An 11,554-nucleotide genomic window follows, 5' to 3' on the forward strand; every position below is an offset into this window, starting at 1 on the left:
GGTGGCCGCACCCTCGAAGATTAGCCGCGGCGGATCGCGCGCCGACGTCGTGGGCTTTCACCCGTTTCCTGCCATCGCGTTCATCGTTAACGCCGGCTCGCCCGTGCCCCCAATACAACGGCGCGGCGCCAGACCTGCGATCCCCAGCGCTGGCGCGGGTCTTGCTAAAATGGCGTACGGGCCGAACTTCACCACCAAGGGTGTCTCATTATGGCGCAGATTGCGCGGTCGCTAGCTCACTCCGGGACGCCACGGACGCAGCTTCTTTCCATTCAGTATTTGCGAGGCCTGGCCGCGCTGAGCGTTCTGGTCACGCATGCGCTGCAGTGGCCGCTTGCCGACATGAACATGGTGCTGCTGAAAACCGGCCGGCTGGGCGTCGAGGTGTTCTTTGTCATCAGCGGTTTCATCATTACCACCATTGCCGGTGACGGCCGGATCAATCCGAAGCAGTTTCTGGTCCGCCGCGCCTTCCGGATCGTGCCGGCCTATTGGGCGGCAACTTTCCTGATCACCATTCTCGCCGTTGTGATTCCGACGCAGTTCAGGACCACCATTCCCACGATTGAGGGTCTGATAAAATCGTTGCTGTTCATACCTTCGCTTGAACCAAAGGCGCCGCTGCTGCTGCTGGGCTGGAGTCTGAATTTCGAAGTGTTCTTTTATGTGCTGTTCGCCAGCCTGTTCTTCCTGAGATCCGAGGCGCGGACGCTGGTTCTGCTCGGGATATTCACCTTGCTGGTCGGCATTGGTCAGTTGGTACCCGGCCTCAGTCATGTCGAGGCGGTCTACACCAGCCCAAGCCTGATCGGATTCAGCCTTGGAACCATTCTGGCGCAGGCCTATCGGCATGGATTGTTCACGCGCTTTTGCGCGCGGCTGCGATGGGCGACGATTGTCGCGCCGGGCGTTCTGTTGATCGCGTTTTACGCGGTCGATTGGAACGGCGCCGAGGAGATAGCTTTATGGAAGCATGTTCTGATGTCGTCGACCGCGCTCAGCATTGTCCTGTTCGGGCTCAATCATGAAGCCACCGGCGAAATGACCCACGTCAAGGCGTTGAAGTATATCGGCGACATCTCCTATTCGGTTTATCTATTCCATTTGTTTTCCGTCGGCGCGATCTGGGCGATATCGAAGCGGCTGTTCGACGTCTACCAGCCGCTGGTGTATTTGAGCTGCGCCACGCTTGCGATCCTGGCAGGCCTTGCGACCGGTCTGGTGTGCTATCAGTTCATAGAAAAGCCGTTCCTGGCCGGTGGTCCGAAGCGAAGCCGCGCGGTGCCGGCGACATAGCGCAATGGTGGTTCCCGCGACCAGCCGAAAAATGTTGTTGTCCCGCCGCACGGCGGCGTTTCTGCTCGGGTCTTGTCTGGTTGGGCCCGCCGAAGTCTTTGCTTCAAACCGTCCTCTGACCGACGAGATCGTCGCGCGATCGCAGCTATCGACGGGAGATCTGGCTCGGCTCTCGAATGTCTTTGCCAAGGCACGCCGGGGTGAGCCGATCACGCTTGGGGTCATCGGCGGATCGATCACGGTCGGAGCTTTCGCCACGACCGCGCAAAACAGCTATTCTGGCCGCCTGCTGGCCTGGTGGCGAGAACGTTTCCCACGCTGCGACATCAAATTGATCAATGCCGGCCTCGGCGGCACCGGCTCGATGTACGGCGCATTGCGCGCGCAAAAAGACCTGCTTTCAAATCTGCCGGACTTCGTCGTGGTCGAGTTCGCCGTCAACGACAACTGGACCGACGCAGAGGCTTTCGAGGGCCTTGTGCGACAGATCCTCGACCAGCCCAACTTTCCAGCCGTTCTGCTGCTGTTCATGATGTGGGAGAAGGGAGGCAACGACCAGGAAATGCAGGCAAAGGTCGGCGCGCATTATCGCCTGCCGATGGTTAGCTTTCGCGACGCACTTTGGCCGGAAATGGCGGCCGGGCATCTCAAATGGTCCGACTGCATCGTCGACGATGTACACCCGACCGATGCTGGTCATGCCGCGGCGGCGCGCTTCATAACGACCATGTGTGACACCGCATTGAATGCAGCACTCGCCGGCAAGTCCGGCACGATAAGCCCATTGCCGCCCCCGTTATATTCGGCTGCATTCCAGCACGTCGGCTGGCGTGACGCGACTGAACTTGATCCCATCGAAAACCAGGGCTGGCGCCGGGTTGTCGACGACAAAAATGTTCCCGCCTGGGATTGTCCCCGCGCTGCGGGCCGCGTCTCCTTCGACTGGTCCGGTTCCGGCATTGTCGTGGTGTTCGCGGAGCCTCCCGGCGACCTTCGCCGCATTCAGTTTTGCATCGACGGGGCGGCTTTTCAGACGCTCGATGCCCTGAAGCAGCCCAAACGCCAGCTCTTCGTCCTCGCCCGGAATCTCGCACCAGGACGCCACACCGTCGAGCTTGCATGCGCCAACGATGAAGGCGCGAGCAACGCCGCAGCAACGGTGCGCCTGCTCGGCATCGCCAGCATCGGCGTAACGGACGATCAGCGCTAGGAAAGCTGCCCGCCGGAACTTGCCGGTTCTGATGTCAACCGGAACCGCGCGATGTAATGCAGCCCAACAACACTGATCAGAAACGTGAACCAGATCGGGTCGGCGCGATCCAGCAAGAAACTCTCCATCGAAGACAGATAGATTCCAAACAGCCAGATCCGAAGAAACAACTTCGCCAACGGGTCGTCATTGCCGGACCGGGTCGCAACCGAGAAATTGCGCAGCGGCGCAATGACGAAAATCGCAACGATCAAGGCGAGACCCGGGATACCCAGCGTCAGCGCGTTATCGAGGTAGCCGTTGTGACTGTGGGCGGCAGTGATCGTCCATTCGATCTGGTCGTCCTGAACCAAGGCCTGGATCGAGTCGGTTCCCCAAAACGCCGCGAAGCCATACCCAAGCCAGGGGTGCAGAGCCAGCGAGGAAAGCGCGAATTCCCAGATATCGGTACGGCCGGTGAAGGTGGTGTCCAACGGCAATAGTTTGACGATGGCGGCGACGCGCTCGTCAAAAACCGAGCCGACGGTCACCAGGTTCAGACCGAGCAGCGGCAGGAAGACCAGACACGCGCGCAATGCCATACTTTTGACCGCAGCGACCAGAAGGCTCAGCACCAGAGCCAGAACGCAAAGCGCCATCGCGCTCTTTCCGCCGGCCATGATCAGGAAAAAGCCGGACAGGAACAGGATCGCAACACCCGGAATGATGGCTCGCCTGCCCGCAAGATATAGTCCGACGAAGACAAGCATGGCCATGATCGGTGCGGCCACATTCTTGTGCCCGAAAGGTCCGCGCCAATCACCCGCAAGTTGGGGTTCGAGCGTATCGCGCGCCGTATGTATCGAGAGCGAGGGCGCCAGCACCACGCCGAGGTAACACAGCGCCAGGAATAACAGCACCGCCGCGCCCAGCCAGAGGTCCAGTTCGTCCTGGGTATCGGGCAGCAGGAGCAGGCACGCGGCCATGGCGAGAACGCTGCAGGTCAGGATCACGCGCTGAAACGATAATCCGAAGTCATGCGAGAAAACAGTGTTGATGCAAACCCAGCAGCACAGGATCATGAACGTTGGCGTCATGAGGCTGCGCAGGGCTGTCGCATGCCGGAACACCGTCAGCGCCAGGGCGGCAACGGAAAATATTCCGAGCGTGACATAGGTCGAAGCCAGCTTGCCCTTGTCCAGATCGCCGACGCCGGGATCGCTGAGGTCGGGGAACGGCCGAAGTGATACCCAGATGAACAACACCGTGGCGACAAAGCCCGCGCAACGCGCCACGTGCAGCACGTCGGTATATCCGGCGGTCCGAACGATGGCCGGAAAGTGCGGGAATGACAGCTGCTCGTTCACTTCAGCCTTTCAAGGCCGATCAGCCCCGGATTGGGTCTGCCTGTTCGTCCACAAGGATGGGCCCGTTGAAGAATGGGCATTGGCCGCTATCGATTGTACCCGCTTCCAAGTTAATGCTTTTCTAACCATTGCGCGTACTTCGGCGTCCGATTGCGCGCCACGATCAATGGGAATCGGACGGCTGCAATCAGACCGCGATTGGCACCGTCATTTTTCGTCCCCCGTCGGCGGCCTGCCCAGCGCGCGACGTATCCGCTCGTGCAGCCGGGGATAGCGCCGCAACCGCTGCGCGGCGTAATCGCGCAGCACATAAGGAAGCCCCCGCCAGCCGATTGCGATACTCACATCCGCCAGCGGAAGCTGTGCCGCGCCGAACCGGCGCTTGTAGCCATAATTGCCGATGCTGAGGTCAAACTGCCGGACGCCGTCCCTATGCAAGGCGTCCATCGTTCGCTCAATGACCAGCAAACCCGGGGAACAGTTCGACCATCGTTTTCCCGCATTGCTGATGCGCAACAGAGTGTAATCAGACCCTCGTCTGATGCCGAGCGTGGTGGCAACCACCTCGTCGTCGCATGTCAGCGCCGATACGATCGCATATCCCTCGCCAACGCCTCGCCTGACGATGTCGCGGTAGAACCGCGCATGGCAATCGTCGTCCAGGACAAACTTCAATCCCAGCTGCTTCATGCGGCCGTTCTGCTGCGCATCCATGGTGTCGAGCAGCGTCAGCGCCTCGTCAATATCCGTAACTATCTGGAATTTCGCACCCGGATAGCGATTAAACACGCGCCAGCTTCGCGGCAGCTCCATTCGCTTGAGTGAGGCGCGGTAAGCATCGAAATCATCACCCACCACGACAAGGTTGCCGTTCAACCCGCAGGAACCCATGCGTCCCAGCGACGCCAGCGGGTTCGGCATTCCACCGACATTTGCCGGCATCTTCTGCAAGCGGAGAAGATCGACACCGTCAGGCAAGTTGCGCAATCCGGCCAGCAACGCCTGACACAATGCACGCGCCTCGATGCGGTCGTGCGGGGCTGCGAAGCCCAGCACGGGGGCATTGTAATCGGTAACACCGAGGTCGGCGAACTCGACAATACGGATGCCGCCGTTCACACGTCGGATCAGCGGCAGCAGGACAACCTGCTGGTCGGTCGCGGCATCGGTAATGATTGCAATCAGCGGAGATGATTCAGCGAAAGCGCCGTACCAGGCTTCGAGCCAATGGCGGTGCTGGAAGGCTGTTCTGTGGCCCCCGCCGGCCCAGCATGCTTCCGCCAGTTTCCAGTCCCGCACGAAATCGATTCGGAATCCGGGCGCACGGGATAATGCACGTCCGCCAAGCCGCCCGACTTCCAAAATCGCCATGGTCCGTCAACTTCCCTCGACCTGCCTCGAGCCGATCGCCCGACGGTCGGTCGCATCATTCCACTTTGGGGACTTGTTCGTTGGTCACCGAAAGTTCGCTGTCACCTTGTCCGGGCCAGCCGTCAATGCTGTCCCGCCATGAGACGCCTGCCCGGTCTTTGCCTGTTATCTGGCAAGAAAGGGGCCCAAGGCAACGGCGGACGTTCGCGTTAAGATAACTCTGATTTATATGGCTAACGCGGACGTTTTCGAAGCGCGTCTGGTTCTGGCTGAATTAGAATCGAGTAAGCTCTTGGACGCTATCCTGCGCGCCTTCTTGACGCGGACCCGTCGCTCGAAAAGCATTTATGAAGGCTTCAGTGGCCGCACGATGACTTCAGAACCCGAATATCAGGCGCTGTTCCTCGGTGCGGGCCCGCAGATGAGGTGCGGCGTCGGGCAATTTACCCGGCTTTTGTGCGAGACAATCGAGAAGCTCGATCCCGGCAGCTCGACCACGTTAACCTTGACGCGGTCGGAAGGCACCGTGGCCGACGTCTGGCGCGCGACAGGATCGGCGCGCAGCGTGGTCTGCAACTTCCCGCTGGTGGCCTGGAAGCGCGTCATATTACGGCCGCTGCTGGCGCTGGCGATCGCGCGGCTGCGCCGGCGGCGTGTCGTTCTGATCCAGCATGAATGGTCCAGCCTGAACTGGCTCCGACGCATCACCTATATTCCGGCGCTGCTGCTCGCCGACACGATCATCATGTTCTCGCCCCTGGTGCGGCGCGAGCTGGCCAGCGATCTCTTGGTCGGCTGGACCGCGCGAAAATGCGTGCTGGCACCGTTGCCGCCGAATATCGCAGCACCCGCCGGGATTGCCGATTCCAAATTGCGGCAGCGGCTTGCCGCCGCGCGAAGAGATGGAAGGCCGGTGATCGGCCATTTCGGATCGATTTATCCGGGCAAGCAGCCGAATGCGCTGCTCGACATATGCGCGGTCCTCAAGCAGCGCGGGTTAGAGCCGCTGACGATCTATATCGGATCGTTCATCCGCGGCATCGACAGGGTCGAGCAGGAGTTTTATGCCCGCGCGGACGAGCTCGGCATATCAGACGATGTCCTCGTCAGCGGCTACGTCGCGTCCAACCACGAGGTGTTCGGGTTGTTCAACGAGATCGACGCATTCTGTTACCCGCTGGAAGAGGGCCTCACGGCGCGGCGCTCCAGTGTTCTCACCAGCGTGCAGTCGGGTCAGCCCGTGATCGTCACCGGCCCCGCCGAAGCGGACGAGTTCGATCATCATCCGCGCTTCAAGGAACTGATCGGCCGCGGCGCCATCATGCTGGTTGCCCGGGGATCGAATGACGAGGCTTACGCCGACCGCATCGTGTCGGCGCTTGAAGCGCCATCGGTGCAGGTGCCGTTCGATTTCGACGGCTGGTGGCAGGATGTCGCGCAGGCGGTACGCCAACAGCTCGTAAGTTGAACTCGACAGGCCAGCCCGAGCCGGCTTAAGACGCGATCTTTTGCGCTTTGTAGGGTTGCGGTTCGATTCCAATCGCCGCCAGAACGCCGCCGGCCGCGACGATCATCGGATGCAGGGCGATGAGGGCCTTGTGCTCGGTCAGGAACAACCGGACGGCGCGAAGCAGCGACAGCGGCAGCAGCGCCAGAATCTTGGCAAGCAGCTTGACGCGCAGCCATGGCGTCCGTGCCGCCTTGCGCTGGACGTGATAGTTGATCGCGCCGATGCGCAGGCCACGCAGCGCAAGCCAGCTGGGATGGGTCCGTACCTCCGGCACGGTTTCAATGATAACCGCCTCCGCGACCCAGTGGAATTTCATGCCGCCGCGCCGGCCGCGGGTGAAGAAATCGACGTCACCGCCGCCAAGGAAATTGAAGCGCGGATCGAAGGCCGGGCTGGCCAGTCTTTCAAACACCGGCCGCCTGATCAGGCAATTGCCGCAGCCGTAGATGATCGGTACCGGCCCGCTCGACTGGTAGGCTGGAAGAAATGCCGGATGGCGCTGAAGTCCGCGCTTGGTATCGTCATCGAAATGCTGCAGCACCGGCCCGCCGACCACATCCGCTCCCGTGGTCTCCGCGGCTCGCACCATCAGCTCAAGCCAGTCCGTCGCAGCAATCTCGTCGTCGTCGATCATCAGGAAATGGGTGGCGGCCGGAAACGTCGCCAGCGCGGTCTCGAACGCCGCATTGATGGCGTGGCAATTGCCCTGTCGCGGTTCAACCACGCAAAGCCCGGGAAACCTGCCGGCCTGGAGGAACTCGGCGGCGACGGGCACGCTGCCGCACGCCGAAGCATCGTTTTCGACGACAACAACCGCAAAGCGGCGATCGGTCCTCTGATTGGCCAGTGATTCCAGCGTTCGTCGCAGATGCTGCGGACGGCGGAAGGAGGGAATGCAAACCACGATGCCGATCCGGGGATCGAGCGAATTCGATGCGGCTGCTATGGCGCGGGAAGCGTTCAGCATGGCGTTAGAATCTTCCATCTACATGCAATCTGCGGGCAATCTGCCTTGATCTAGACCGTCTTGCGTCGGTATTCCTCGATGACGTCGAACAGAGGCTTGCGCTTGAGGTCGGCATCGAGTGGCAGCGGCCGATTGGGCATACCATCCGGACGTTTAAAATAGATTGGCACCCAGCTATATCGATCGCTCAGGCCCCAGGTCAGGATCGCCTTCGGACGGACGACGTCGCAGACCGTTTCGAGAAACTGGCCCGCCAGGCCCGCGACCAATGCGTCGCGCTCGCTGATCTTGCCGGGAAGCTCATAATCGATCACATCGAGTTCGGTGATCAACACATCGAGCTTGAGCGCCTTGATCTCGTTGAGAAAGGCCTGCAACCCGTCGCGATCGATGGCGCGGTCGGCGAACAAATGGGACTGCAGGCCGACGGCATGAAGCGGCACATCCCGCTCGCGTAACGAGCGCAGCAGTTGAAGCAGCGCCTGGCGCCGCGCCGCGAAACGCGGCCCCTTGAACTCGATATCGTATTCATTGAGCACAAGCTGCGCGTCAGGGTCTACCGCCGCGGTCGCGCGCAGTGCGATCGGCAGGTAGTCCGGCCCCAACTGCCGGGTCCAGATCGACGGGCGCAGCGATGTCGGGCCCTCCGGCCAATCCACCAGCGGCTCGTTCACCACGTCCCAGGACGGGATGGCGCCGCGATATCGGGACACAACCGTTTCAATATGATCTACCAGTTCCCGCTCGGCCTCGGCGCGGCCATCGATGGCGGCGGTCCACGCCGGCATCCCGCCATACCAGGCGAGCGTATGGCCGCGAACCTCGATCTTGTTCTGCCTGGCAAAGTCCATCAGCGCGTCGGCTTTTTCAAACCGGTACTCGCCCCGCGCCGGGTGAATGTCAGGCCATTTCATCTCGCCTTCCGGGACGATGATCTGGCAATTCGCAATGATCGCCCCGCGATAGGACAGATCCGACGTCAACGCATCCACGCGTACGGCGGCGCCGTATGGAATTGGCCTTGCATTGGCTCCGGCAGCAGAGGTCTGCGTCCGCGGTGTCGCAAAAGCGGACGGCCCGGACAGTCCGGCCATGCCGAGCGCCGTGGCATGGGTGGCACGAACCAGAAAATCACGCCGGGAGTGCGCCGTTATCGTCATGCGTCCACACGATCATCGAAGGCTTGCATCAAGAGCCGGAATTCGTTGCGCGTTCGCTCGTGCAATATCCGGTCCAGAGCCGTGCAACAGCGACGAATGTGCCTGACATGGTTACCGCATCGCAAGTTAACCAACTTCGAGATGCTGCGGTGGCGCTGGGCCTATTCGGCACCGATCTTGCTGTTTCTAAACACGAAGAAACAAGGCCCGCCTGAAACCGATGATTCCGTAATGATTCCAAATGCCGTCAGAGACCCAGACGAGATGAATCCGGTAGCGTTGTTAACCCCAACCTACGGACGCGACCTGGAACTGTGCACTCTGCTTTGCGAGAGTGTTGACCGTCACGTCAGTTCATTTTCAAAGCACTATCTGCTGGTTCCGGATTCCGACCTGCCGCTGTTTTCGCGCTTCGAGAGCGAACGCAGAACCGTCCTTCCGGCATCCCAGTTCCTGCCCGGATGGCTGCGGCCGCTGCCCTCTATCTTTCAGCGCAAGCGACGCCAATATTGGTGGTCGTTGCGCGCCAAGCCGGCGAGCGGCTGGCATGTGCAGCAGATCCTCAAGATAGCTGCGGCCATCGCGCTGCCTCACCGGCGATACTGCATCCTCGATTCCGACGTCGTGTTCTTTCGGGATTTCGACCTGTCGCGTTTTGAATATCCGAATTCCATTCCGCTTCTGAGCATGCCCGGCATGGTTACACCCGATCAAGTCAACCACTCGCGCTGGGTCGACACCAGCCACCAGCTTCTTGGATTGCCCAGACCGTCGCTCCCGGCATCCGATTTCATCGGCCACATCATATTCTGGGACCAGGAGACCACGCGCGCCATGGCCGCGAAGATCGCAGCCATCGCCAAGCGCGACTGGATCGAGGCGCTGTGCCGGACCCGGGAGTTTTCCGAATACATGTTGTACGGCTATTTCGTGCAGAGCGACGCGCAATTTGCCCGCAGGCATTCGCCCGGTTCCCGCACGGGGTGCGTCAGCTATTGGGATTCGCCAAAGCTCGGCAAGACCGAGTTGAACCGGCTGCTCGGCGGCGCGGATCAGGATGACGTCGCATTCTCCGCCGCGTCGTTCTCGGGGACGCCGGTGCAAATCATCCGCTCGGCGATCGAGGAAACGCGGGCTCTCCTCGCGCCTCGCGCTGCGGCAAAACAACCTGCCGGACTTGAGGCGCTATGCTGATAGGGCAAGCCAGCATCAATCTGTCCGCGAACATCCTCTCCGCATTGCTGGGGCTGTTGAGCGTCTTCATTTTCACGAGGCTTTTTTCGCCTCATGACTATGGCGTCTATCTTCTCGGAGTTGGATTTGCCTCCGTCGTCAGCACCTTTCTGGCGGGCTGGTTTCGCAATCTGATTCTGAGCAAGCACGCTCGAAACGACGGCACCGATGTTCGCGGTCTGGTGATCTCGGGCTATCTGGTTTGCTGCCTCACGGCGCCTGCCGCGTACGGATTGGGCCGTCTGGTCGGACTGGATGGGTTCGCGGCGGCGGCCGCGGTGGTGCTTGCGGTCGCGGTCGGCCTGTTCGAATTGACCCAGGATCTGGTTCGCGCGCGGCTTCGGGCCATGGTGGCCATGAGGGCCACGCTGGTTCGTGCGATATCAGCGCTTTGTCTGGGCGTCGCGGTTGCGATCTTCGCGCCCGCGGGATTTCTTCTGCTGATTTCGGCAGCGCTGGCCTGCCTGCTCGCGGTACTGGTTCAGTCTCCCGCAGCCTGGCGGGGAACGATCGTCAAATTCGACCGTTCCAGCCTGCTGGCCGCGGCAAGACATGGCCTACCGCTGACGCTGTCTCTCACCTTGCTCGCCATCTCCAGCGTCACCGATCGCTTCATGATCGCCAACCTCGTTGGCTCTGCCGAAGCCGGAAAATATATCGCGGGGCTCGATCTGGTTCGGCAAACGCTGATGATGCCCGCGATGAGCGCCGCGGCGGTTTTCTTCCCGCTTGCTGTAAAGATCTACGCCAGTCAGGGCCGCACTGCCGTGCGATCGCACCTTGGCGAGTGCGTGGAACTGTTGCTCGGCATCACGCTGCCGGCATGCCTGGGATTCGCCGTGATCTCTTCCCATGTCGCCAACGTCATTCTCGGCGTTGATTTTCGCGAGGTCGCCGCGCTGACGATGCCTATCGTGGCCGTCGCCGTGATTTTCCAGATCCTCACCCAGCAGTACCTGCATGCGAGCTTTTTGCTGTCGGGACGCAGTTCGTTCTATCTGATCAATACAGCCTCGATCATCGCAGCCAATGTGATCCTGTCGTATCTGTTCGTCAGCAAGTACGGCACGGTGGGTGCGGCCTGGGCTCGGCTCGGCGCCGATATCCTTGGATTTATCTGCGCGCTGATCCTCAGTCGCCAGGCCTTTTCGATCCCGATGCCGCTTGGCCGGCTGGCGCTCACGACGATTGCCGGATTGATCATGGCGCTTACGGTCGCAACGATCGACAAAGGCCTGCACGTCTCGGACCCGGTCGCATGCCTTGTCCTGGTTGGCGCCGGTTCGGCCAGCTACCTGGCTATCTGCTGGCTGCTCGACATCTCCCATGCGCGCAGGCGCGTGAAAGTCTGCCTGACGTTTTTCAGGGCCAAATTGGCCAGCATCGGTACTGGATCGGCGGCTTGATGAACGCGACGCAGCCCCATATCGAAGCGAAGGCCCCTCATCGGTCGGCGAACCT

At 61.0% G+C, this 11,554-nt stretch carries 9 protein-coding genes; 5 read left to right on the plus strand and 4 right to left on the minus strand.

Annotated features, from left to right (window positions below; translation table 11 throughout):
- Positions 1–210: 210 nt before the first annotated feature.
- Both ABR948_RS03065 and ABR948_RS03070 read left to right on the plus strand, forming a co-directional pair.
- Positions 211–1,296 (plus strand): acyltransferase family protein, encoded by a 1,086-nt coding sequence (locus ABR948_RS03065; RefSeq protein WP_428113966.1) that lies wholly within the window; start codon positions 211–213, stop codon positions 1,294–1,296.
- A gap of 4 nt (positions 1,297–1,300) precedes the next feature.
- Positions 1,301–2,506, plus strand: a complete 1,206-nt coding sequence (locus ABR948_RS03070; protein ID WP_428113967.1) for an SGNH/GDSL hydrolase family protein — start codon at positions 1,301–1,303, stop codon at positions 2,504–2,506.
- Here ABR948_RS03070 and ABR948_RS03075 read toward each other — a convergent pair.
- The gene (locus tag ABR948_RS03075) at positions 2,503–3,852 is read right to left on the minus strand and encodes an O-antigen ligase family protein (protein WP_428113968.1); all 1,350 of its coding nucleotides are present in this window, start codon (positions 3,850–3,852) and stop codon (positions 2,503–2,505) included. The genes ABR948_RS03070 and ABR948_RS03075 overlap by 4 nt on opposite strands.
- A 207-nt stretch (positions 3,853–4,059) precedes the next feature.
- A complete protein-coding gene (locus ABR948_RS03080) occupies positions 4,060–5,223 on the minus strand; it encodes a GNAT family N-acetyltransferase (protein WP_428113969.1) in 1,164 nt (387 codons plus the stop codon).
- A 370-nt stretch (positions 5,224–5,593) separates the two neighbouring features.
- Here ABR948_RS03080 and ABR948_RS03085 point away from each other — a divergent pair, with 370 nt between their 5' ends.
- On the plus strand, positions 5,594–6,691 hold the full coding sequence (locus tag ABR948_RS03085; protein ID WP_428113970.1) for a glycosyltransferase: 1,098 nt from the start codon (positions 5,594–5,596) through the stop codon (positions 6,689–6,691).
- Between the two features lie 25 nt (positions 6,692–6,716).
- Here the strand turns inward: ABR948_RS03085 and ABR948_RS03090 are convergent, their stop codons facing one another.
- Together ABR948_RS03090 and ABR948_RS03095 are read right to left on the minus strand one after the other, a co-directional pair.
- Positions 6,717–7,700, minus strand: coding sequence for a glycosyltransferase family 2 protein (locus ABR948_RS03090; RefSeq protein ID WP_428113971.1), 984 nt, complete (start codon positions 7,698–7,700; stop codon positions 6,717–6,719).
- 50 nt (positions 7,701–7,750) lie between these two features.
- A complete protein-coding gene (locus ABR948_RS03095) occupies positions 7,751–8,860 on the minus strand; it encodes an endo-1,4-beta-xylanase (RefSeq protein ID WP_428113972.1) in 1,110 nt (369 codons plus the stop codon).
- Positions 8,861–8,905: 45 nt separating this feature from the next.
- Between ABR948_RS03095 and ABR948_RS03100 the strand changes: the two genes are divergently transcribed.
- Together ABR948_RS03100 and ABR948_RS03105 are read left to right on the plus strand one after the other, a co-directional pair.
- Positions 8,906–10,054 (plus strand): DUF6492 family protein, encoded by a 1,149-nt coding sequence (locus ABR948_RS03100; RefSeq protein ID WP_428113973.1) that lies wholly within the window; start codon positions 8,906–8,908, stop codon positions 10,052–10,054.
- Entirely contained in the window at positions 10,048–11,499 is a 1,452-nt protein-coding gene (locus ABR948_RS03105) for a lipopolysaccharide biosynthesis protein (RefSeq protein ID WP_428113974.1), read from the plus strand. Before ABR948_RS03100 ends, ABR948_RS03105 begins: the two co-directional genes overlap by 7 nt.
- Positions 11,500–11,554 lie beyond the last annotated feature (55 nt).

The organism is Bradyrhizobium sp., from assembly GCF_050014615.1.
Lineage (GTDB): Bacteria > Pseudomonadota > Alphaproteobacteria > Rhizobiales > Xanthobacteraceae > Bradyrhizobium.

Bases quoted from the DNA above. Each gene is read 5' to 3' on its own strand.
- ABR948_RS03105 (WP_428113974.1), top strand. From the start codon at position 10,048: ATGCTGATAGGGCAAGCCAGCATCAATCTGTCCGCGAACATCCTCTCC.
- ABR948_RS03090 (WP_428113971.1), bottom strand. From the start codon at position 7,700: ATGCTGAACGCTTCCCGCGCCATAGCAGCCGCATCGAATTCGCTCGAT.
- ABR948_RS03065 (WP_428113966.1), top strand. From the start codon at position 211: ATGGCGCAGATTGCGCGGTCGCTAGCTCACTCCGGGACGCCACGGACG.
- ABR948_RS03095 (WP_428113972.1), bottom strand. From the start codon at position 8,860: ATGACGATAACGGCGCACTCCCGGCGTGATTTTCTGGTTCGTGCCACC.
- ABR948_RS03085 (WP_428113970.1), top strand. From the start codon at position 5,594: ATGACTTCAGAACCCGAATATCAGGCGCTGTTCCTCGGTGCGGGCCCG.
- ABR948_RS03080 (WP_428113969.1), bottom strand. From the start codon at position 5,223: ATGGCGATTTTGGAAGTCGGGCGGCTTGGCGGACGTGCATTATCCCGT.
- ABR948_RS03070 (WP_428113967.1), top strand. From the start codon at position 1,301: ATGGTGGTTCCCGCGACCAGCCGAAAAATGTTGTTGTCCCGCCGCACG.